This is a genomic window from Mesorhizobium sp. LMG17149, from assembly GCF_024518695.1.
In the GTDB taxonomy this organism is placed as follows: Bacteria; Pseudomonadota; Alphaproteobacteria; order Rhizobiales; family Rhizobiaceae; genus Mesorhizobium.
In genome coordinates this window covers 31,561-52,842 of the sequence record NZ_JANIFL010000012.1, presented here as the reverse complement: position 1 = coordinate 52,842, position 21,282 = coordinate 31,561, and the positions used below count along the sequence as shown (strand labels likewise).

General features: G+C 62.3%; 22 protein-coding genes. 15 read left to right on the top strand and 7 right to left on the bottom strand.

The genetic code is table 11. The features are described from left to right. Nucleotides 1-103: 103 nt before the first annotated feature. The 9 genes from NP945_RS25475 (at nt 104) to NP945_RS25435 (ending at nt 8,472) form a co-directional block, all read left to right on the top strand. On the top strand, nt 104-1,462 hold the full coding sequence (locus tag NP945_RS25475) for an LLM class flavin-dependent oxidoreductase (protein WP_256747882.1): 1,359 nt from the start codon (nt 104-106) through the stop codon (nt 1,460-1,462). 21 nt (nt 1,463-1,483) lie between these two features. Then, a complete protein-coding gene (locus tag NP945_RS25470) occupies nt 1,484-2,260 on the top strand; it encodes a DUF427 domain-containing protein (protein ID WP_256747881.1) in 777 nt (258 codons plus the stop codon). Between the two features lie 34 nt (nt 2,261-2,294). Continuing rightward, a complete protein-coding gene (locus NP945_RS25465) occupies nt 2,295-3,932 on the top strand; it encodes an ABC transporter substrate-binding protein (RefSeq protein ID WP_256747880.1) in 1,638 nt (545 codons plus the stop codon). 7 nt (nt 3,933-3,939) lie between these two features. After that, complete coding sequence (locus tag NP945_RS25460) at nt 3,940-4,899, top strand: ABC transporter permease (protein WP_127269148.1); 960 nt, start codon at nt 3,940-3,942, stop codon at nt 4,897-4,899. Then, entirely contained in the window at nt 4,896-5,783 is an 888-nt protein-coding gene (locus tag NP945_RS25455; protein WP_256747879.1) for an ABC transporter permease, read from the top strand. Before NP945_RS25460 ends, NP945_RS25455 begins: the two co-directional genes overlap by 4 nt. Nucleotides 5,784-5,853: 70 nt before the next feature. Further along, on the top strand, nt 5,854-6,876 hold the full coding sequence (locus tag NP945_RS25450; RefSeq protein ID WP_256747988.1) for an LLM class flavin-dependent oxidoreductase: 1,023 nt from the start codon (nt 5,854-5,856) through the stop codon (nt 6,874-6,876). Nucleotides 6,877-6,913: 37 nt separating this feature from the next. Beyond that, entirely contained in the window at nt 6,914-7,561 is a 648-nt protein-coding gene (locus NP945_RS25445) for a ThuA domain-containing protein (protein ID WP_256747878.1), read from the top strand. Between the two features lie 59 nt (nt 7,562-7,620). Then, complete coding sequence (locus NP945_RS25440) at nt 7,621-7,965, top strand: hypothetical protein (protein ID WP_256747877.1); 345 nt, start codon at nt 7,621-7,623, stop codon at nt 7,963-7,965. A 93-nt stretch (nt 7,966-8,058) separates the two neighbouring features. Beyond that, nucleotides 8,059-8,472 (top strand): hypothetical protein, encoded by a 414-nt coding sequence (locus NP945_RS25435; RefSeq protein WP_127269153.1) that lies wholly within the window; start codon nt 8,059-8,061, stop codon nt 8,470-8,472. 10 nt (nt 8,473-8,482) lie between these two features. On the opposite strand, the gene NP945_RS25430 is transcribed toward NP945_RS25435, so the two are convergent. Continuing rightward, a complete protein-coding gene (locus NP945_RS25430; protein ID WP_256747876.1) occupies nt 8,483-10,507 on the bottom strand; it encodes an amidase in 2,025 nt (674 codons plus the stop codon). A 148-nt stretch (nt 10,508-10,655) separates the two neighbouring features. Between NP945_RS25430 and NP945_RS25425 the strand changes: the two genes are divergently transcribed. After that, nucleotides 10,656-10,931 (top strand): hypothetical protein, encoded by a 276-nt coding sequence (locus NP945_RS25425; RefSeq protein WP_027035353.1) that lies wholly within the window; start codon nt 10,656-10,658, stop codon nt 10,929-10,931. Between the two features lie 15 nt (nt 10,932-10,946). On the opposite strand, the gene NP945_RS25420 is transcribed toward NP945_RS25425, so the two are convergent. The 4 genes from NP945_RS25420 to NP945_RS25405 are packed head-to-tail and all read right to left on the bottom strand — an operon-like array spanning nt 10,947 to nt 14,835. After that, the gene (locus NP945_RS25420; RefSeq protein WP_256747875.1) at nt 10,947-12,032 is read right to left on the bottom strand and encodes a Gfo/Idh/MocA family protein; all 1,086 of its coding nucleotides are present in this window, start codon (nt 12,030-12,032) and stop codon (nt 10,947-10,949) included. A gap of 39 nt (nt 12,033-12,071) precedes the next feature. Further along, complete coding sequence (locus NP945_RS25415) at nt 12,072-12,836, bottom strand: ATP-binding cassette domain-containing protein (RefSeq protein WP_127396575.1); 765 nt, start codon at nt 12,834-12,836, stop codon at nt 12,072-12,074. Next, the gene (locus NP945_RS25410; RefSeq protein ID WP_127319368.1) at nt 12,833-13,834 is read right to left on the bottom strand and encodes an ABC transporter permease; all 1,002 of its coding nucleotides are present in this window, start codon (nt 13,832-13,834) and stop codon (nt 12,833-12,835) included. The genes NP945_RS25415 and NP945_RS25410 overlap by 4 nt, the downstream gene beginning before the upstream one ends. After that, nucleotides 13,831-14,835 carry a substrate-binding domain-containing protein gene (locus tag NP945_RS25405; RefSeq protein ID WP_127271023.1) on the bottom strand — a complete coding sequence of 335 codons (1,005 nt, stop codon included), beginning with the start codon at nt 14,833-14,835 and terminating at the stop codon, nt 13,831-13,833. The genes NP945_RS25410 and NP945_RS25405 overlap by 4 nt, the downstream gene beginning before the upstream one ends. Before the next feature lie 412 nt (nt 14,836-15,247). Here NP945_RS25405 and NP945_RS25400 point away from each other — a divergent pair, with 412 nt between their 5' ends. Together NP945_RS25400 and NP945_RS25395 are read left to right on the top strand one after the other, a co-directional pair. Next, nucleotides 15,248-15,481: a hypothetical protein gene (locus NP945_RS25400; RefSeq protein ID WP_127270217.1), complete on the top strand. Its 234-nt coding sequence runs from the start codon at nt 15,248-15,250 to the stop codon at nt 15,479-15,481. Nucleotides 15,482-15,600: 119 nt separating this feature from the next. Then, complete coding sequence (locus NP945_RS25395; protein WP_127270219.1) at nt 15,601-15,798, top strand: hypothetical protein; 198 nt, start codon at nt 15,601-15,603, stop codon at nt 15,796-15,798. A gap of 108 nt (nt 15,799-15,906) precedes the next feature. On the opposite strand, the gene NP945_RS25390 is transcribed toward NP945_RS25395, so the two are convergent. Beyond that, nucleotides 15,907-16,863 (bottom strand): hybrid-cluster NAD(P)-dependent oxidoreductase, encoded by a 957-nt coding sequence (locus tag NP945_RS25390; RefSeq protein WP_206517159.1) that lies wholly within the window; start codon nt 16,861-16,863, stop codon nt 15,907-15,909. Between the two features lie 212 nt (nt 16,864-17,075). Next, nucleotides 17,076-17,933, bottom strand: coding sequence for a LysR family transcriptional regulator (locus tag NP945_RS25385; RefSeq protein ID WP_023809366.1), 858 nt, complete (start codon nt 17,931-17,933; stop codon nt 17,076-17,078). 134 nt (nt 17,934-18,067) lie between these two features. On the opposite strand from NP945_RS25385, the gene NP945_RS25380 reads away from it, so the two are divergent. From NP945_RS25380 to NP945_RS25370, 3 genes are all read left to right on the top strand, one after another. Then, entirely contained in the window at nt 18,068-19,150 is a 1,083-nt protein-coding gene (locus tag NP945_RS25380; protein WP_127381872.1) for an amidohydrolase family protein, read from the top strand. An 11-nt stretch (nt 19,151-19,161) separates the two neighbouring features. After that, the gene (locus tag NP945_RS25375) at nt 19,162-19,515 is read left to right on the top strand and encodes a Rieske (2Fe-2S) protein (protein ID WP_023809364.1); all 354 of its coding nucleotides are present in this window, start codon (nt 19,162-19,164) and stop codon (nt 19,513-19,515) included. Between the two features lie 121 nt (nt 19,516-19,636). Continuing rightward, entirely contained in the window at nt 19,637-21,244 is a 1,608-nt protein-coding gene (locus NP945_RS25370) for an ABC transporter substrate-binding protein (RefSeq protein WP_256747874.1), read from the top strand. Nucleotides 21,245-21,282: the final 38 nt, after the last annotated feature.

The window sequence follows — 21,282 nt, the reverse complement described above, 5'->3', positions numbered from 1 at the left end:
GATTAAGCCGAAGCGCAATCTACCTTTCATGCCTCAGGAGAGATTGTCGCGGCTTAGGCGAGCAGCGCGACGGTCTCCGGAGCAGATCTGGAAGGAGGCCGTCATGGCTAGAGACCACATGATCCTCAGCGCATTTTTCTTCAACCCGCAGGGCGATCATCGGATGTCGTGGCGCCATCCCAGGGCACCGGGCCGGGAGGTGCTGGATTTCGAATTCTACCGCGATCTCGTGCAGGCGGCCGAGCGCGCCAGGATCGACACCATCTTCGTCGCCGACCACGTTTCGATTTGGGATTCGGTCAAGAGCGGCGTCGCCCACTACGCCAATGCGCGCCTCGAACCGCTGACGCTGCTCTCGGCGCTGGCGGGCGTGACCAAGCATATCGGCCTGATCACCACGGCATCGAGCTCCTATAGCGAGCCCTACAATGTGGCGCGCATGTTCGCCTCGCTCGACCACATCAGCAAGGGCAGGGCGTCGTGGAACGTCGTCACCTCGGCCATGGACGAGGAGGCGCGCAATTTCGGCCGCGACGGCAATATCGAACATGCGTTCCGCTACGAGCGTGCGGCCGAATTCCTCGATATCGTCAAATTGCTGTGGGACAGCTGGGAAGACGAGGCGCTGCTGATCGACAAGGCGTCGGGCTATTTCGCCGACCCCGACAAGGTCCATCCCATCGATCACAAGGGCAAGCACTTCAAGGTCCGCGGCCCGCTCAACGTCTCGCGGCCGCCGCAGGGCCATCCGCTGATCGTCCAGGCGGGCTCCTCGGAGGACGGCAAGAACTTCGCCACCGCCCAGGCCGATGCGCACTTCGCCATCTACAGCACCAAGGAAGATGGCATCAAATACCGTCAGGATATCAACGAGCGGCTGGCCCGCCACGGCAGGCGGCCGGAGAGCTTCAAGATCCTGCCCGGCATCCTGCCTGTTGTCGCCGCCTCCGAAGCAGAAGGCCGGGAAAAGCAGGAATACCTGCAGACCTTGCTGCCGGATCAGGTCGGCATCGACCTTCTGTCCAGCTGGAGCGGGTTGGACCTGTCGCTGTTCCCGCCGGACGGGCCATTGCCGCCGCTGCCGGACGAGAGCACGTTCAACGGCGGACGCACGTCGCTCAACCGGGTCAAGCAATGGGCGAAGCAGAATCTCAGCCTGCGCGAGATCGCCCGCAAACTCGCCAACAGCGGTTCGGTGCCGACCGTCGCCGGCACGCCGGTACAGATCGCCGACCAGTTGCAGGACTGGTTCGTTTCCGGTGCCGCCGACGGCTTCAACTTGATGTTCCCGCTGCTGCCCGAGGACTGGGTGAATTTCGCCGAACAGGTGGTGCCGGAGCTGCAGCGGCGCGGCGTATTCCCCCTCGAATACGCGCCGGGAACGTTGCGCGACCGCTTCGGCCTGGCGCGACCAGCCAATCGCTTCGCCGAACAACGCGACAATGCGCGCGCGGTGTCCTGACGTCAGGCCGGGAGAACGATCATGACCGTTGCACCAAGATTGCAGCCCCGCGAAGCCACCGCGCCGCAGCTCGTCAATGTCCTGCACAGCCCCAAGCGCGTGCGCGTCAAGTTCGGCGGCCGCACCATCGCCGACAGCCGCAACGTGCTCGTGCTGCGCTCCAACCATTTCCTGCCGATCTATTTCTTCCCGCCGTCAGCGGTCGACCCGTCGGTGCTGAGACCCTCACTGCATCGCGAACCGCACCCGGTCGGTGGCGAAACCGCCTATTGGGATATCGACAGCGGTGACAGGCGCAGCGCCAACGCGGCCTGGGCGTTCGTGTCGCCACCGGATGAAAACCTGGCGCCTCTGGCCGGCCGCATCGCCTTCACCTGGAAAGCCGTCGACCAATGGTTCGAGGAGGAAGAGGAAGTCTTCGTCCACGCCCGCGATCCCTACGCACGCATCGATGTGCTGCAGAGCTCCAGCCATGTGCAGGTCTGGTTCGACGGCGAGCCGATCGCCGACAGCCACCGCCCGGTTCTGCTGTTCGAGACGCATCTGCCAACGCGTTTTTATCTGCCCGCGGAAGACATCCGGCTGGAGCGGCTGACGGCGTCCGTCACAACGACGCGATGTCCTTACAAGGGCATCGCCTCCTATTGGTCCGGCCTGCTGAGCGACGGCTCGGTGCGCCCTGACATCGCCTGGAGCTACCGGGATCCCATAGAGGAAATACCCAAGATCAAGGGCCTCATCGCCTTCTATCCGCAGGCCGTCGACCGCATCCATCTCGACGGCGAACCCATCGCATAGGTTTTCAATCTTCATTTCAGAGCAGGGGTTTGACATGACCAAACGCAGAGATATCGACGCAGTTCGCAACCTGTCGGGGGACATCTGGAATGTCGCCGTCGATGAATATCAGGGCGGCTTTCTCAAACGCCGCGATCTCCTGAAATATGCAGCACTGCTCGGCTTGACCGGCTTTGCCGCCTCGCAGGGGCTTGGAGATGCGCGCGCCGCGGCCGCTGCCGGCGGCACGGTGCGTGTCGGGCTCGGCCAGCCGACCAAGGCGATCGATCCGGTTTCGGTCACCGATCCGGCCAGCATCGGGGTGATCAGCCAGGTCGGCGAGTATCTGATCCTCGACGATCCGAAGGATGGTCTGCAGCCGAAGCTGGCTCTGTCCTGGGAAGCAAACGAGACGGCCAGTCGTTGGACTTTCAAATTGCGGCCAGGGGTGAAATTCCACAATGGCCGCGCGGTCACCGCTAGGGATGTTGTGGCGAGCTTCGAGCGGCTGGTCGATCCGGCCAGCGGCTCGTCGGCGCTGTCCGCCTACAAGGGCATCCTGTCCAAGGGCGGCGCCAAGCTGGTCGACGACGAAACCGTCGCCTTCGACCTCGATGGCCCAAACAGCAACTTCCCCTTCTATGTCTCCTCAGACGTCTACAATGCCGTCATCCTGCCGGCCGACTATGCCGGCGATTTCGAGAAGACGTTCAACGGCACCGGTCCGTTCAAGCTCGAATCCTTCCGTCCCAAGCAAGGCGCAAGCTTCGTGCGCAATGAGGACTACTGGGGCGACAAGGCGCTGCCCGACCGGGTCGAGATCAAGTTTTTCGACGACGAGCAGGCGCAGGTGCTGGCGCTGCAGGCCGGCCAGCTCGACGTCATCCCGAGCACGACGCGCCTGGAACTGGCGATCGAGGGCAATCCCAACTTCAAGCTGTTGAGCGTGCAGGCAAGTTCGCATGATCAGGTGCATCTCAGAACCGACCAGGCGCCGTTCACCGACAAGCGCATCCGCCGCGCGCTGGCGCTCACCATCGACCGCGAGGCGGTGGTCAAGGGCCTGCTGAAGGGCCGCGCCATCGTCGGCAACGACACCCCGTTCGCGCCGATCTTCCCATCGGCCGATCCGTCGGTGCCGCAGCGCAAGCAGGACATTGCGGAAGCCAAGCGGCTGCTCGGCGAGGCGGGTGTGCCGAACGGCTTCGAGGTGACGCTGACCACCGAGCGCGCCTATGACATTCCCGACTATGCGGTGATCATCCAGAACTTCGCCAGGAAGGCCGGCATCGACATCAAGCTCAACGTCCTGCCGCAGGACGCCTATTACGGCTCGGCGACCTTCGGTAGCTCGCCCTGGCTGGATTCGGTGCTCGGCATCACCGACTACGGCCATCGCGGCACGCCCGACATCTTCCTCAACGCCACGCTGAAGAGTTCGGGAGCCTGGAACGCGGCGCATTTCAACAACCCGGCCTATGATGCGCTGCTGCTCGACTACTCTAAGGCGCGTGATCTGCAGGCACAGCGCCTCGTTGCCGGCAAGATCCAGACCTTGCTGCTCGACGAGACGCCGGCGATCATCAGCTACTTCTCGCAATACAGCCGGATCGTCAGCTCGAAGGTCGAGGGCGTGCGCTTCACCGCGATCTCGCATCTGCTGCTCGACCGCGTTTCCTTCGTCCAGGCATGATCGCGACATGCTGACCGGTCGCATTCTGTCAGCGCGTCTGGGCACACTTGTCCTCACGCTGTGGCTGGTCAGCATCCTGGTGTTCTTCGCCGGGCAGGTCCTGCCCGGCGATGTCGGCCGTGTGATGCTCGGGCCTTTTGCCGATGCGCAGGCGGTGGCGGAACTGAACAAGCGGCTGGGCGCCGATCAGCCGGTTCTCGTCCAGTACTGGCTCTGGTTCAGCAAGGCCGTCACCGGTGACTTCGGCACCTCGCTGTCGATGCGCGGGCCGGTGGCGCCCTTCGTGCTGGAAAGCCTCAAGCGCTCCGCCGCCCTTGCCGGCATTATTCTGATTTTTCTCATTCCGCTTGGCGTTGGTGCCGGCGTCGTTGCCGGTCTCAATGCGGGCCGCTTGATCGACCGGCTGATCGTGATGGCAGGCGTCTCCTTCGGCATTGTGCCTGATTTCGTTTCTGGCCTGATGCTGCTCATCGTTTTCGGCCTGTGGCTGAACTGGTTCCCGATCTCCGGTGTTGCGCCCGATGGCGCGGGCTTCTGGACGCATGGCTATTATCTGATCCTGCCGGCGCTGCCGCTGGTGCTGAACCTTGCCGGCTACATCGCCCGGATGACGCGGGCAGGGGTGATCGAGGCAATGGCCGCCGATTATACGCGCACCGCCGTCCTGAAAGGGCTCGAGCGGCGCGAGATCATCTTTCGGCACGTGCTGCGCAACGCGCTGACGCCGACCATCGCGGTGCTGGCGACGCAGACCGGCTACATGCTTGGCGGGCTGGTGGTGATCGAGGCGCTGTTCGGCATCCAGGGGCTTGGCAATCTGGTTCTGAATGCGGCCAAGGCACGCGATTTCCCGATGCTCGAGGCCGGCGTGCTGGTGATGGCGGCAATCTTCGTGCTGTCGGCGGCGGCCGGCGACCTCGTACTGGCGCTGCTCGATCCGCGGCAACGCCGCCGGACCTCGCCATGACAGATCTGGCGGAGTTTCCCGCACCACCGCGCTCCGTGGCCGGCTTTCCGGCAGTGCGCCGGATCCGCAGTGCTTTCGCCGGATTGCCGCCGTCGGTCGTGGTCGGATCGCTGCTGCTTCTGTTCTGGGTCGTGTGCGCCATAGCAGGCAACCTCTTCGTTCCCTACGATCCCTATGCCGAGGATTTCCTGGCGATGCTGACGCCGCCCGACGCGCTGCACTGGTTCGGGACCGATCAGCTCGGCCGCGACGTGCTGTCCCGCATAGTCGTCGGATCGCGCGACATCCTGCTGGTTGCGCCGCTGGCGACGCTGGCCGGTGTCGCCGCCGGCAGCATCATCGGGTTGGTGCTCGGCTATTTCGACGGCCTGGTCGATGCCATCGGCGCGCGGCTGCTCGATACGCTGATGGCGTTTCCGTTCATCGTTCTCGTCACCATGACGCTGGTGGCCATCGGCCCGTCCAATCTAACGGTCATCCTGGTGATCGGCATCGCCTACGCGCCGCTGGTGGCGCGCACCGTCCGCGCCGCCGTGCGCGAGCAGAAGGAGCGCGACTATGTCAACGCTGCGCGGCTTGGCGGCGAGGGCCCGCTCGCCATCATGTTTCTGGAGATACTGCCCAACATCAGGGAAACGATCTTGATCGAGCTGGTCACAAGGCTGGGCTACGCGTTCTTCTCGATCGCGACGCTGAGCTTTCTCGGCCTCGGCATTCAGCCGCCATCGGCCGATTGGGGGCTGGCCGTCGCCGACGGCTACGGCTTCCTGACCGGGGGCAAATGGTGGGTCGTCGTCTTCAATTCCGCGGCAATCGTCTCACTGGTCATGGCGACCAACCTGATCGCGCAAGGCATCGGCGCGTTTGAAAATAGCGATGCATGAGCCTGGATTGGGCGCGTCGAAAAATCTCTTTTGCATTGAAGCCTGACGCGCATCCTTATATCGCATGGCTATGAAGAAAATCGGTTTCCTGTCGTTCGGGCACTGGACGCCCTCGTCGCAATCGCAAGTACGCTCGGCTTCGGACGCGCTTTTGCAATCCATAGAGCTGGCTGTGGCCGCCGAGCATCTGGGCGCGGACGGCGCGTATTTTCGCGTACATCACTTCGCCCGCCAGCTCGCGTCGCCGTTCCCGCTGCTGGCGGCCGTCGGCGCCAAGACCAGCCGCATCGAGATCGGCACCGCCGTCATCGACATGCGCTACGAGAACCCGCTCTACATGGCCGAGGACGCCGGTGCTGCCGACATCATCGCCGGCGGCCGCCTGCAGCTCGGCATCAGCCGTGGCTCGCCCGAGCAGGTGATCGATGGCTGGCGCCATTTCGGCTACGCGCCGCCGGAAGGCAAAAGCGACGCCGACATGGCGCGGCATCATGCCGAGGTCTTCCTCGAGACGCTGCGGGGCGAGGGGTTCGCCCAACCCAATCCGCGGCCGATGTTCCCCAATCCGCCCGGCCTCTTGCGCCTCGAGCCGCATTCGGAGGGTTTGCGCGAGCGGATCTGGTGGGGCGCGGCCACCAACGCCACGTCGGAATGGGCGGCGAAGCTCGGCATGAACCTGCAGAGTTCGACGCTCAAATTCGACGAGAGCGGCAAGCCGTTCCACATCCAGCAGGCCGAGCAGATTCGGATCTATCGCGAGGCCTGGAAAGCGGCCGGCCACAGCCGCGAGCCGCGCGTCTCGGTCAGCCGCAGCATCTTCGCGCTGGTCGACGATCGCGACCGCGCCTATTTCGGTCGCGGCAATGAGAGCCGCGACCAGATCGGCTTCATCGAGGAGAACACCAAGGCGATCTTCGGGCGCAGCTACGCGGCCGAGCCGGATGTGCTGATTAAGGAATTGGCGCAGGACGAGGCGATCGCCGAGGCCGACACGCTGCTGCTCACCGTTCCGAACCAGCTCGGCGTCGACTACAATGCGCATGTCATCGAGGCGATCCTGACCCATGTCGCTCCAGCGCTGGGCTGGCGCTGACGCCGGATCAAGGCGGAACATTCCAGGGAGGGATAGCATGGCGAAGAAGGCGTTGATCGCCTGGGGTGGCTGGGAGGGCCATACGCCGGAGCAGAGCGCGAAGATCGTTCGCAACCTGCTTGAACGCAACGGGTTCGACGTCACGCTCGGCGAGGGCACCGCGATGTTCGCCGATCCGGAACTTGCTTCCTTCGATCTCATCGTGCCTGTCATCACGATGTCGACGATCGAGAAGACCGAACTGCAGAACCTGATGCATGCGGTTCGCGGGGGGAGCGGACTCGGCGGCTTCCACGGGACGATGGGCGACAGTTTCCGCAATGAGCCCGACTATCAGTTCATGACCGGCGGCCAATGGGTGGCGCACCCCGGCAATATCATCGACTATACTGTCGCGATCACCAGGCCGGACGAGCCGATCACATCGGGCATCAGCGATTTCGCCTACCGGTCGGAGCAGTATTACATGCATGTCGACCCGAGCAACGAAGTGCTGGCGACCACCACCTTCACCGACGCGCATTTTCCTGGGATAGGCGGCGTCGTCATGCCGGTCGTCTGGAAACGGCGCTATGGGGCGGGGAAGGTTTTCTACAGTTCCCTTGGTCACACTGCGGATGAGTTCGCGGTGCCGGAAATGGCGCTGATGGTGGAGCGGGGTTTGCTTTGGGCGGCGCGGGGGTAGCAGCAGGCGAAGTTCGTGAAAATCTGGTGGAATTCACAGGACATCTACGGAGATATCCAGTGAACGATTTCAGTTGGTCCGCTTCCGAAAAGAAGCTCGCCCGCCACGCCTTCGATAAGGCTCTTGAGGCGGCCCTCGCAAAGACGATGGCCGAATTCAAGAGCAAGGCCAGTGCGGTGACGGTTCCCTCCCAGATGTGGGAGCTGGAAGCCTATTTGCGTGAACAGCGGCGGGATATCGATCGGACGTTCGACTACCGCTATTCGCAGCTCCTTTATGTCTTCGCTCATCTCATCCGAGCAGGCTACCTCGATGAAAAGCTGCTTGCCGGTCTGGCGCAAGACAAATTGGACGCCATTCGGCGGGACCTTGCCTTTGCGGAGGGACGCCCGGCCAGCGGATGACGACGGGAGGGAGTGCGGCCGTCCCAATCCCTGCCATGCTGGAAAAGCGGCCGTTGTCGTACTACCATCCCGTCACATGGCGAGGGGGATGAGATGGACCATCAGCGTACTGTTTTTCTGATCGGCGCAGGTTCCGTTGGTGACGACGAGCAAGCTGTGTTCACGCTGCACGTGAACGGCGCTGCCTGCAATCTGAAATGCAGTTATCGGGACAAGGTGATCGAGGCAGAAGAGGAAGACTTTTTCGAGGCTCTGTTCCAAATCCGTCAGGCACTCGAAGTCGATGGCCTGCTACCCTTCTGTTACGGAGCAAGCGCCAATGTTTATCCGGAAAATACCGTGATGGAGAAAAGTCGCGGATTGATAGCCTGCAAGGTGAAGACGGGGCGATTTCCGCAAGAGAGCGATCTGGTCGACATATTTGATGATGGCGTCGACGTGGTTCCGGTTTTCGTCCATATGCAGCAGGAATTTTGGGAAGAATGGCTGACTTCGCTGCCTTCCTAGCGGCTGGCGTTCATCCAATCCCTCCGGTTACCAGATAGGCGCCGGCGCTGCGCCCATCCTCCAGCCGCACAATAGCCGTCACGATCGAGCCATACGAGCCACGCCAGACGCTGTGGAACCGCTGGTGCTCTGCGGCCGGAACCAATGCCTGTCCACAGGAGCGCGCTCCGCTTCGCTGCATCGCGACAGGCTCGCCGTTGACATGCACCTTGACACTGGCGTTTTCCGCCTCGGCGTCGATCGGCAGTTCGAGCGTGATGGTGATCTCGTCCTGATCGCCCGTCGTGCGCGTCTCGGCGGCAAGCGCGATGACGAGCGGAGGTGCCTTGCCGTCACCGGTTTGCGTGGGCCGGCGGGAAAATACATCTTCAGTCAGTTCCGGCGTGCGTGGGGGCAGGGTGCGGCGCCGGGTCGACTGTTCGAAATCGCCGGCCATGCGCAACAACCTGACATCATCATAGGCCTTGCCGGCGAAAGTCAGGCCGACCGGCATGCCGATATCGGCCATGGTTCCCATCGGCACGGTGACGGTGGGGATGCCGAAATGGCGCCAGACCAGATTGCCGTTGGCGACCCAGGTGCCATTGCGCCAGGCAAGGGCGGCGGACGCCTCGTCGATGTCTGCATCGGCCGGTCCGACATCGGCGGCCGCGGGCAGCACCACGGCGTCGATGCCTTGCGCGTCCAGCCAGTCCTCGAAATCGATCCGCCTTGTCGCTTCGAGGCCCTTCAGGCCATCTTCAATCGTCGGGATTTCCATGACGGGCGTGACGCCGGACCGCGCCCGCTCGACATATTCCCTCAGGTCGAAGCCGCCTTCATATCGGTCGGGCAGCGTGCCCGGCGGCTGCGGGAAGATCTTTGGGCCGTCGACCGAGATGAGATCGGGCAAAGCCGGGTCGGCATTGGCGCGCAAAAAGTCGTCCCAGCCCCAGATGCAGAGATCCCAGAGTTCGCGCTCGGCGAACTCTTGGGGCATCAGCCCGCGCTCGACCATGGTGCGCGTGCCGGGGCGGTCGCGCTCATAGTTGGAAACGACGGGAAAATCGACCTCGACCACCTCGGCGCCAAGCCGCGTGAGATCGGCCGCGGCCCGCTCCCACAGGGCAAGCACCGAGGCGCGGGTTTCGATCGGCGCATCGGCCTCGCTGTCGCGGCCGATATACATTCTGGGCACGCCCAGGCGCTTGCCTTTCAACGATCCCGCCAGTGCGAGATCGGTATAGCGGGGCGGCCGCATATCGGAGCTTTTCGGCAGCTTGACCCAGGGCTGCGCGCGCCAGAAATCGCCTCGCGTCTCGGGATCGTCGGCGACGATGATGTCAAGCAATTCGAGCATGTCGGGCATTGTCCGCGCGTGCGGCACCACGACATCCATGGTCGGCACCAGGGGCCAGTTGCCGCGTACCGAAATGACGCCGCGCGACGGGGTGTAGGCGACCAGCGCATTGTTGGTGGCCGGCGCGCGGCCGGACGACCAGGTTTCCTCGCCAAGCCCGAAGGCGCAGAAGCTGGCTGCTGTCGCCGTGCCGGAGCCATTGGATGAGCCCGATGCGAAGGCGGCGGTCAGATAGTCGCCATTGTAGGGGCTCTCGGCGCGACCGTAGACGCCGCGCTGCATACCGCCATTGGCCATTGGCGGCATGTTGGTCAGCCCGATCAGCACGGCGCCGCCGGCGCGCAGCCGGGCGATGGTGAAGGCGTCCTCATTGGCGATGAGATGCTCGAAGGCGGGCGAACCGGCGGCCACCGTCAGGCCTGACACCTTGTAGCTGTCCTTGGCGGTGTAGGGGATGCCGTCGAGCGGTCCGAGCACGGCGCCATTGCTTCGGCGCCGGTCGGAGGCTGCCGCCTCCTTAAACATGTCAGGGTTGAGCACTGGGACGGCGTTGAGGCTGATGCCGTGGCGGTCGAAATGCCCGATGCGCCTGAGATAAGCCCCGACCAGTTCGACGCTGGTGACGGTGCCGTCATCGAGCGCTCGGCGCAGTTGGTCTATCGTCGCTTCGACGAGGTGAAGGCTGGCGTCGGTCATCACTGGTTCCAGGCTTTCGTTACAATCCTATGGATGAGCGAGGCAGCTGGCTTCGGCAAGAGCCTATCGCGGTCTTCTCCGGAACTTTTGTCCGGCTGGCGGTTTTGGATGTATGGTGTGATTCCGGAATGGCCAGGAGGTATTGGCGATGACCACGAAATGCGTAGCGATCCTAGCACTCGCTGTCGCCATGGGCTCAAGCGTTTGCGCCCCGGCTTTCGCTGGCGACCGGCACCACGACCGCCGGGTCCAATCCGAACGCTACGTTCCCGCCGAAGGCGATCTCATCGACATCCTGTTCGGCGGCCCGCGCTACTACGATCAGCAGTTGGTGACGACGGCCGCCGGCGCGTGCTCCTATCATCGCGTCGGACCCGACGCGAATGCGGTGAACAAGATCAACGACCATCACTGTGGGAAGTAGGCGGCAGGCGGCGCCTCAGCGCCCGCCACTTTCTTTCATCCGCTCGATGATCTCGGCCATCAGCGCGAGGTCGCGGCGTGAATCGGCGAGGTCGGTCAGAGGCTTTGTGCCTTCGGTGATGTGGCGGTGGAAAATCTCGAGTTCATTCGAGAAAGCATCGCCGTAGAGAGGCCCGAAGGTTTTCGTCACCGGGCCGAGCGGGCCGGCATCGGTGACCTCCAGCCGCGTCGGCAGGCTTCGGATGTAGGGCGTGTCGTAGAGAATGCGCACACGCCTGGTGTTCGAGCGCACCTCGATCATGGCGTCGAACAGGCCGAGATCGTCGACCACCGCGTCGTAGAGACAAGCGAAATGGCCGTAGTCGAAGGTGACTGATGTGTTGGCGCCGCCATTGGTGCGGTGCGCGGCCAGCACGCGCGCCGGCTCGCCGATCAGCCCGCGCATCGCCGAAATGTGATGCGAGGAGAGCGCCGTCAGGCCGCGATAGGCGCGCACCAGGTCGGCCGGCGCGTCGGCGCCGACGACTTCGCGGATCAGTGCGTCGCGTTCGCTTGCGCCACGCGCCAGCAGGGTAGGGTCTATATCGTTGGGATAGAGGACGTTCTGGCTCTTCTTGAGAAAGTGCCGGCCTTCCGAGATCAGGTCGAAGATTCGGACATGGGTGATGTCGGCGTATGCCGGCAGTTCGTCCCTGGCCGCCAGATAGGCCGGCGCGTAGCGGCGCATATAGCCGACGAACAGGGTCTTGTCGTAGCCCGGCATCAGCGCCAGCAGATCGTCGATTTCGCGCACTGTCAGGCAGGCGGGCTTTTCCAGCAGGATATGTTTGTTGGCAGCAATCGCCGCCCGCACGAAGCGGCTGTGGGTGTCGTCGGACGACAGCACGAACACCGCGTCGATGTCGGGCGAATTAATCAGCGCCTCGGCCGTGTCGAAGGCCTTTGCCGTCGCAAATTCGGAGGTGACGAGTGACACCAGGCTGGGCGACACGTCGTACACGCCCGCGATCACCCAGCGGTCGCGCTGATCGCCCAGCACAGGCAGATGGATCGACTGCGCGACCTCTCCAAGACCTATCAGTCCGACACGAATTGGTGCCACAGGCGAACTCCCTTTGATTTCAAGTCTGATGCTGCAGGACTATGCCGCGCCGGTTACCAGCGCGACGAGCTCGTTTCCGGACGTTTCGGAAGCGCGCACGGTCGCCGCCATCTTTCCCGCCCGCATCACCCAGATCTGGTCGGACAGGCGGCGGACCTGATCGAAATTGTGGCTGACCAGGATGACTGAGACCGACTGCTCGCGCAGACGCCGGATCAGAGCCTCGACATTGGCGGTCTCCTGCACGCCGAGTGCTGCCGTCGGTTCGTCCATCACCACCAGCTTGGCGCCGGAGCCGACAGCGCGGCAGATCGAGATCGCCTGCCGCTGGCCGCCCGACAAGCGCCGCACACGCTGGTTGATCGACGGCACGTTGATCGACAGCCGCGACAGCATGGAACGGGCCTCGCGCTTCATCGCCTTGCGATCGAGGAAAGCGAACGGCCCGATGCGGCGCACGATCTCGCGGTTGAGGAACAGGTTCTGCGCGACCGTCAATTCGTCGATCAGCGCCAGGTTCTGGTGCACGGTCTCGATGCCGGCCTTGCGTGCCTCGTCGGGGTTGGCGAAGGGCCGCGCCCGTCCGTCGAAGAACAAATTGCCGGTGTCCGGCTGATGCACGCCGACCAGGCTGCGGATCAGCGTCGACTTGCCGGCGCCATTGTCGCCGATGACGGCGGTGACCTCGCCGCGGCGGGCCTGGAAGGCGACGTCGGTGAAGGCGCGGATGCCGCCGAAATGCTTGCTCAGCCCTTCGCAGGCGATGATCGCCTCAGCGGCGGGGATGTGATGGGGCGCGCTCATTTCTGATACCGCATGATCAGGGCCGCCAGCACCACGATGGCGCCCACGGCAAGCGGTTGGTAGAAAGCCGAGACGTTGAGCAAGGTCAGGCCGTTGACGAGTGCGGTGAGCATCAGCGCGCCGATCGCCGGTCCCAGAATGCTGGCGCGGCCGCCGAACAGGCTGACGCCGCCCAGCACCACCGCCGCCACCGAGTTCAAGAGCAGGCTGGTGTTGATCTGCGGTTCGGCCGAGCCGATGCGGGCGACCAGAAGAATGGCCGCGATGCCGGCGCAGAAGCCCGAGATTGTATAGGCGGCGATCTTGACCCGGTTGGTGCGGATGCCCAGCGCGCCGGCACTTTCGGTCTGGCCGCCGGTCGCCAGCAGATGCACGCCGAAGCGTGTGTGGTAGAGTGCGATATGCGCGACGATGACGGCTGCGATTGCTACCCAGACCGGATAACCGAACGGTCCGAGCGAGCCGGAAGCGAGCCTGAGCAGGAAGGTCGAGCCGACCATGGTCGGCTCGCCGCCCGACAGGATGAGGCCAAGGCCGGTGATGCCTGACAGCGTGCCGAGCGTCACCACGAAGTCGGGGATCTTGCCTGCGGTGATGATCAGCCCGTTGAGGAAGCCGACGGCGCTGGTGGCGAGAACCGCGAGCACGCAGGCGACAAAGATGCCGTAGCCGGCGGCGTTGACGAGGCCGAGGATGATGGCGCCGAGCATGACGGCTGCCGCTAGCGACAGGTCGATGCCCGAGGTGGCGATGACGAAGGTCTGGCCGATCGACAGCACGACCAGGATCGCAGCCGCCAGCAGCAGCGCCTGCAGATTGGCGACGCTGAGAAAGACCGGCTGGGCGATGCCGAAGACGATGACGAGGCCGACCAGGCCGACGACGGATGCCCAGTCGGCCCAGAAGGAGGGATCGAGGAGGAGAGCCGCCAGGGAGGGGCGGCTCTCCTCCGCACCCGCCGAATGGGCGGCGGGTGCGTTGTCTGCAGGTGTGCTCACTTCAGCATCTCGCGGAAGGGATCGGGATAGTCGCCGCCGGGACGCGGGAAGTTCTTCAGCGAGGCTTCGGCATTGTCCTTGTTGATCAACAGCACCGGCGCCGGCACGTTGGCCGGCAGTTCCTTGCCCTTGGCCGCCACTGCACAGGCCTCGAGGCCCATGGCGCCGACGACATAGGGATATTGGGCGACGGTGGCGGTGAGTTCGCCTGCCGCAATCGACTTGAGCGCGTCGACGATGCCGTCGAGGCCGATCACCTTGACGTCCTTGCCCGAGGTTCGCACGGCGCGCTCGACGCCGAGCGCCATGATGTCGTTGGCGGCGAAGAAGCCGGCGAGGTCCGGATGGGCAGCGAGAATATCGGTGGCGGCGGTCAGCGCCTTTTCGCGATCCCAGTCGGCGCTGACCATCACCACGATGTCGAGTTTACCTTCCACCGCCTGCTTGAAGCCCTTGATGCGGGCGTTGGAGCCGACATCGCCGACTATGCCGGCGACCAGCGCGACCTTGGAGCCCTTCGGCACCAGCTTCAGCATCTCTTCGCCGGCCAGCGCGCCGGCGGCGACATTGTCGGTGCCGATATAGGTCGAGACGGCGAAGCCGGCGGCCTTGGCCTGTTCCGGGTCTATGGTCGAGTCGATGTTGACGATCGGCTTCTTCTTCTGGGCGACCGGCACCAGCGCCTGGACGAGATTGGAGACGCTGATCGGGTTGACCAGGTAGCAATCGAAATCCTGCATGGCCATGGCGGTCAGGCGGTCGGCCTGGCCGGTGGCGTCACCCATATTGGCGGCGGCCTGGACGCTGACATTCACGCCGTTTGCCTTGGCCTGTTCCTCGATGCCCTTCTGCATGGTCTGGAAGAACGGATTGTCGAGGCCTTTGACGATGGCCGCGACTTTCGCCGTATCCTCGGCATGGGCGGGCGCTGCGACGATGGCTGCAAGCATGCCTGCGCCAAGCAGGTTCGTGCCAAGCTTCAGGCAATTGAACATACGCATGGTTTTTCCTCCTCCTGATTGTTTTATGGGCTGCATCAATGTCGCTGTCCGGTGACTGCAATGTTAGACGGCGCGCAAGCGATCCCGGCGCCTGGCGCGATGGTTCGCCAACAGATTGCTGCCCGCTTTGGAATGTGCGGACTGCAGCCCAGGTCGGGCACTTTTCGATGTCAGGCATTGCTCCTCCCAGAGCGCCGGCCGATGCCAATCCGGCATTTGCGCATGTTTTATAAAAAATTGACACGCGTCAAGATTTAAAAGTGGTGCGTAGCGATTTTGGCTATGCACCCTGGGGGCATGACTGCCCTGCCGGCATGCGCTACAACCAAGGCGCGAAAAAATGTGCCGGCCTGGGGAACCACTTGGGGATAGCGGCGTTAGTCGCTACTTTTGCGCAAGAGGGAGGTTTCGGGTGAGGCGTTTAGAGATCCTGGAAGAACCAACGGGTACATTTTCGATTTTCGACGCGATCACGGGGTTGCCGGCAATGGTCGAAGAGGGCGCATGCACCGGGCTTTATCGGCACGAAGTGCCGCAGGAGCTGCTTGCAGCGGTTGAAACGGTCCAACCCGGCGATTTTTCGCCGCTGCCTTCATTGGCGGCTTTGAACGACTGGCAGGTCGATAAAGACGATCTGCTGGCGTGAGCAAAGCCGCCGGGGATCGCATCAAAAAACATACCGTATGGGAAATCACGCCCTGTTGTCGAAAGCGGTGGTGAGGCATGGAAAGCAAGGGGAGGTTGCAGTGCGTCGGGAGGTGAAGCATGTCTGATCAGGACGAGCTGATCCGGGCTGCCATCGGACGGCTGCTCGCCGAGAAGACAGGCGCCGCCGTCATATCGATGAGAGAGAGCATCACCGAGCTTCTGGCGCTGACCGGTGCCGCGCTGGACGACAGACTGCAGGACCTGCTGCTGGAAATGGCCGAAGTCCGTGGCATGATGGTTGCTCTCGACTTCTGAGCAATATCGGCTGAGGTCGATGCGCATCAGTCCGCTACGCCCGCAACGCCTTCACCGGCAGTTCAACACTTACTGCGCCGGCTTCAATGCTGAACCAAGCACCCGGGGTTAAAGATCGAGCGAAACCGCGCCCTGAGGGTGGCTGCAGCATGCCAGGACATAGCCGGCCGACTTCTCTTCAGGGGCCAGCCCGCCGAGATCCTCCATGGCGACTTCGCCGGACAGCTTGGCGATGCGGCATGTGCCGCAAACTCCCTGCTGGCAGGCGGTTGGGACGTAGACGCCACATTGGCGCGCCGCCTCCAGCAGCGTCTCTCCGGGCAAGCAGTTATGCACGATCCCGGAGCGGACGAAACGGACCGAAGATGGTATTGTCGGGGCCGGTTCCAACTGGGGGCTGCTGCCGCCGCCGAAGCTCTCCTGGTGGTACCGTGACGGAGCCACGCCAATCGCATCCAGGCAGGCACGTGCGGCTTTCATGTACGCTTCAGGGCCACAGGCAAAGATAGTGCGGTTGTGGAGATCGGGAACGAGGGTCAGCAGCATCTGACTGTCTATTCTGCCAGTCGGCCCCCTCCAGGTGGGATCTTCCTGGCTGCAAACGCACGTTACTTTTACGTTGGGAAAGCGAGAGGCAAGTGCGTCCAATTCCCGTCGAAAGACTATATCACCAGGCGTTCTGGCACTATGAACGAATGAGATATCCTGGTCGGCCGCGCGGTCGGTAAGCGCACGCAGCATGGACATCACCGGCGTTATCCCGCTGCCGCCCGAAAGGAAGAGCGGCTTTTCATAGGGTAGGTCATCGAGATTGAATGAGCCGAGCGGCCCTTCGATCTCGATCTCGTCGCCCGCCCCCAAATTGTCGTGGAGCCAATTCGAAACCAGGCCGCCCGGTGTTCGCTTCACCGTGATCTGCAGGTCGAGCGGTCGCGTCGGTGGTGACGAAACAGAGTAGGAGCGTGTCACCGCGGCACCCTCGATCTTGAGGTGCACGAGTACATACTGGCCCGCGCTGAAGCAGAACATCCGATCCGTCGGGGATGTGAAAACGAAAGTTTTCACATCGGGCGTTTCCTCGATTACACGACGGCAGAGTACAAGCTGCGATGTGGTTTGTGCCCATTGCCGATGATGCCTCATCGGCAGGAGGTCGGGGGCCCCCAAGGAAACGTGTGCGTTCATCATTCATCTCGGTTCGAAGTCGAACCCAAGATGCCAGTTCCAGGCCTCCCGCAACAGAAGCATCCCTCCCGAGTTATGATCGATTATTTCGATTACATATCCAGTGACATCACGGCAACGTGAAGGGCGCGGATTCCCTTGCGGATGATCGGTTCGTGTTTGCGGCGCGCCAGGATGGCCGTGTGGACCGGCTGATGCAGCGTCGGAGCGCCTTCGACGATGAACGATGGGCGTTCGAGGGCGAACCTGCGCGCATCGTCACTTCTCATATAGCAGGTGCCGCCCGTGCGCCGTAGCATCATCTCCGCCAAGGTTTCCGATCCCATGGAAAGGCGACAGATCGCCAACTCGCCGAGCAATTCGGCATGGGCCTTCTCCAGCAGGACCGTATAGCCCGGACGAATGTAGGTTTCGGGATCGACCTCGGAGAGGGTTCTGGCCACCGTGGAAACCATCACATATTCCTCAACCATCAAATGCTCATAGGAGATTTCGGGTAGGTATCGCGGGGCATAAAGCACTGCAATATCGAGATTTCCCATGCTCAGGTCGCTGACCATCTGGTTTGAATAATCCGACTCGACATGGATCGACGATTTGGGAAGAGCCTGACACAGCGTCTCCACCCAACCCGGCAAAACCGAGCGGGTCATCCCGACCTGCGCGGCGACGCGCAAGGTGCCTTCGAAACGATTGAACGCCCGGACATCGTGGCGAGCCTGCGACCATGTGGACAGCAAGGATCTTGCATAAGCTTCGAACCGGCGCCCTGCGGCGGTCGGCTCCGCCCCGGCGCGTCCGCGCTGGAACAGTTCGGACCCGATTGCGCTCTCGAGGTTCTTGATGCGGGTGCTGATCGTCGACTGGGTCAATCCCAGCCGATCCGCGGTGCGATTGAAGTTTCTCGATTCGATGATGTCGAGAAAGGTCTCGATGTGATCAAGTTGCATGAAATCTCCAATCGAAAAACTCGATCATATTCCACGTATCATAAGCTTGATCAAACAATACTCAAGGCGGAAGCTGCAGCAGATCAACGGCCGGCAGCGCCGCCGGGACGAGATACGGATACGGAGCGGAAGAAGTGTTCATAGTCGACTGCGACTGTCATAATTACTGGTCAAGCGCCACCGTGTTGGAGCCCTATCTCTCCGGCTTGTGGAAAGACATGTTCATCGAGGGCGAGAAAACAGGTCCCGTTGGCGCCTTTCCGCATGGCCATCGGCCCTGGTTCCACCCGCAGGACTTCTCCCGCAAGGACATCCGTCCGAAAACGGAAGCCGACAACTATCTCATCATGAAAGAGAAGCACCTCGACAAATACAAGGTCGACGTGGCGATCCTGACCGGCGATGAGCCTATCGAGGCGTCGACCCTGGCTAACCCTTACTATGCCAGCGCTCTGGTCAGCGCTTACAACGATTATCAGATCGATCAGTGGTTGCCGAAAGACGATCGTTTCATGGGCTCGATCATCATCGCGCCACAGGATCCGAAGCTCGCTGCCGCCGAGATACGCCGTCTTGGCAGTCATCCGCGCATGGTCCAGGTTCTCGCCTCCCAGGGGTCCGTCAAGCCGTATGGCGACCCGTTTTACCATCCGATCTACGAAGCCTGCGCGGAAGTGGGGTTGCCATTCGCCATTCATCTGGGCGGGCATGGCGGCGTGAATTCAACTGCCATTGCTCCCGCCCCGACAACATTCTTCTGGGAAACGCATGCCATTCTGCACATGTCGGCGATGTCGCACGTGGCAAGCATGATCGCCCATGGCGTCTTCGAGAAATGGCCGGACCTCTACTTCGTGATCATCGAATGCGGCGTCGCCTGGGTTCCGTCGGTCCTTTGGCGCCTGGACGCTGATTACAAAGCGCTGCGCAAGGAGACGCCATGGCTGAAGATGCTGCCGTCTGAATATTGCCGGCGCAACATCCGCTTTTCCACGCAGCCGCTGGAGCAGCCTGCAAACATCCAACATCTCTGGTCCACGCTCGAAGCGATGGACGGAGAAAACACGCTGATGTTTGCATCGGATTATCCGCACTGGGATTACGACGATGCCAACACGCTGCAAATCCCTCCTGCCTGGAGGAGCAAGATCATGGGACTGAACGCGCTGGAAGTCTACAAACGCATCCCCCGCGCGCAAGCCGCGAATGCCGCCTGAGGAAGCATACGATGCCCGAGAAGACATATATCTGCCGCGTCGACGAGATCGAAACAGGGTCTCCGTTCATCGCCAAGATCCGCAGCCTTTCGGTCGGGATTTTCCGCATCGGAGATTCATTCCACGCGCTGCTGAATGTCTGTCCGCACCGCGGCGCTCCGCTTTGCGAGGGGCCGCAATGCGGCACAACCGCGCCCGTTGAACAGGCGCAATTCATCTATCATCGCGAAAACGAGATCGTTCGATGCGCCTGGCACGGCTGGGAGTTCGACATCAAGTCAGGCGCGGCCTTGGTCGATCCGTCCGTTCGCGCGCGCACATTTCCAGTCACCGTCGAAGCCGGCGGCATCTACGTGACGGCCTGATTGGCGCAAGCCGATTGGGATTGGAAAAATTCGAAGGAAAGGTGGCGGGAGCCGATAAGCAGATTTGTTCGCCGGTGCTTGACGAGAAATAACGCGGAGAACTCCGCAATGGGAGAGTCAAATGTCAGAATCTGAATACAAGCTTGGTATCGCGCAAAGCCTGATCGGAGGCGGCAAGGTTTCCCGCCGCGACTTCATTCATCTTGGGCTGGCCGCGGGCCTGACCGTTGCCGCCGCCGACCGGCTGTTCGTGAGCACGGCGCGGGCCGAACCAATGCAGGGCGGCTTCGCCAAGCTCGGCATGGCTCATGGCGCGACGACGGATTCGATCGATCCGGCCGGCTACCCCGACACGTTCACACAAACCGCATTTTCGGGCTCGCTGTCCAACAGCCTCACTGAGGTCGACGCCAAAGGCAATGTCCAACCGGACCTCGCCGAGAGCTTTGAAACTTCGGATGGAGCCAAAACCTGGGCCTTCAAGCTGCGCAAAGGCGCAACCTTTCACAACGGCAAGACCGTGACGGCGGATGACGTCGTGACCTCCTTGCAATATCACATGGGCAAGGACACCAAATCGGCGGCGAAATCGCTGTTGGACTCCGTCGCCGACATCAAGGCGGATGGCCCGGAAACGGTGGTTTTCACGCTCAAGAGCGGCAACGCCGATTTCCCTTACATTATGAGTGACTACCATCTGGTCATCATGCCGGCCAAGGATGGCAAGGCGGATTGGGCTTCAGGCGTTCGCACCGGTGCTTTCGTCGTCGAGAATTTCCAGCCCGGCGTTTCGGCCAAGCTCAAGCGCAATCCAAACTACTTCAAGAACGGCAAGCCCTATCTCGATGAGGTGGAGTTCATCGCCATCACGGATCTTGCCGCTCGCATGGCGGCGCTGTCCACGGGGGAGGTGGACTATATCGGCCGCGCCGACCTGAAGACCCTCGGCATGTTGAAACGCAATCCCAAGGTGGAGATCGTCGAAGTCACTGGTTATGGGCACTATACCTTGCCGATGAATGTCACGATGGCGCCATTTGATAATCCGGACGTGCGAATGGCATTGAAATGGGCGATCAATCGCCAAGAAATCGTCGACAAGATCTTTCTTGGCCACGCCACTGTGGCCAACGACAACCCGATCGCGCCGGCCATCAAATTCGCCAAGGATCCGCAACCGCAACACGGCTTCGATCCGGAAAAAGCCAAGCACTACCTGAAAAAGGCAGGAATGGAGAACCTGAAGGTGGACCTCTCGGTCGCCGATGCCGCTTTTGCCGGCGCCGTGGACGCGGCTTCGCTCATTCGCGAAACGGCAGCCCAATGCGGCATCGACGTCAATGTCGTGCGTGAGGCCGAGGACGCTTATTGGGACAATGTCTGGCTGAAGAAACCCTGGTGCGCTTCCTATTGGAGCGGTCGGGCCACGGCCGACTGGATGTTCACGCAAGCCTTCGCCGCCGACTCCAGTTGGAATGAGTCCTTCTGGAAAAATCCCCATTTCAACGAACTGCTTGTCCAGGCGCGCGCCGAGACGGACGAGGCCAAGCGAGCGGCGATGTATGCCGAGATGCAGCAGTTAACCCACGATGACGGCGGCAGCATCGTGCTGGTCTTCAACAATTTCGTCAGCGCCCAATCCAAAAAGCTCGCACACGGTGATGTGGCGCCCAATTGGGAGAACGATGGACTGAAAATGGCCGAACGCTGGTGGATCGCCACGGCATGAGATGGCGGGCCGGAGCCGCGATGGTTTTGAGGCTCCGG

What these genes read in the sequence shown, in the direction of transcription:
- NP945_RS25475 (WP_256747882.1), top strand. Translation starts at nt 104, where the DNA reads ATGGCTAGAGACCACATGATCCTCAGCGCATTTTTCTTCAACCCGCAG.
- NP945_RS25470 (WP_256747881.1), top strand. Translation starts at nt 1,484, where the DNA reads ATGACCGTTGCACCAAGATTGCAGCCCCGCGAAGCCACCGCGCCGCAG.
- NP945_RS25465 (WP_256747880.1), top strand. Translation starts at nt 2,295, where the DNA reads ATGACCAAACGCAGAGATATCGACGCAGTTCGCAACCTGTCGGGGGAC.
- NP945_RS25460 (WP_127269148.1), top strand. Translation starts at nt 3,940, where the DNA reads ATGCTGACCGGTCGCATTCTGTCAGCGCGTCTGGGCACACTTGTCCTC.
- NP945_RS25455 (WP_256747879.1), top strand. Translation starts at nt 4,896, where the DNA reads ATGACAGATCTGGCGGAGTTTCCCGCACCACCGCGCTCCGTGGCCGGC.
- NP945_RS25450 (WP_256747988.1), top strand. Translation starts at nt 5,854, where the DNA reads ATGAAGAAAATCGGTTTCCTGTCGTTCGGGCACTGGACGCCCTCGTCG.
- NP945_RS25445 (WP_256747878.1), top strand. Translation starts at nt 6,914, where the DNA reads ATGGCGAAGAAGGCGTTGATCGCCTGGGGTGGCTGGGAGGGCCATACG.
- NP945_RS25435 (WP_127269153.1), top strand. Translation starts at nt 8,059, where the DNA reads ATGGACCATCAGCGTACTGTTTTTCTGATCGGCGCAGGTTCCGTTGGT.
- NP945_RS25430 (WP_256747876.1), bottom strand. Translation starts at nt 10,507, where the DNA reads ATGACCGACGCCAGCCTTCACCTCGTCGAAGCGACGATAGACCAACTG.
- NP945_RS25425 (WP_027035353.1), top strand. Translation starts at nt 10,656, where the DNA reads ATGACCACGAAATGCGTAGCGATCCTAGCACTCGCTGTCGCCATGGGC.
- NP945_RS25415 (WP_127396575.1), bottom strand. Translation starts at nt 12,836, where the DNA reads ATGAGCGCGCCCCATCACATCCCCGCCGCTGAGGCGATCATCGCCTGC.
- NP945_RS25405 (WP_127271023.1), bottom strand. Translation starts at nt 14,835, where the DNA reads ATGCGTATGTTCAATTGCCTGAAGCTTGGCACGAACCTGCTTGGCGCA.
- NP945_RS25395 (WP_127270219.1), top strand. Translation starts at nt 15,601, where the DNA reads ATGTCTGATCAGGACGAGCTGATCCGGGCTGCCATCGGACGGCTGCTC.
- NP945_RS25385 (WP_023809366.1), bottom strand. Translation starts at nt 17,933, where the DNA reads ATGCAACTTGATCACATCGAGACCTTTCTCGACATCATCGAATCGAGA.
- NP945_RS25375 (WP_023809364.1), top strand. Translation starts at nt 19,162, where the DNA reads ATGCCCGAGAAGACATATATCTGCCGCGTCGACGAGATCGAAACAGGG.
- NP945_RS25370 (WP_256747874.1), top strand. Translation starts at nt 19,637, where the DNA reads ATGTCAGAATCTGAATACAAGCTTGGTATCGCGCAAAGCCTGATCGGA.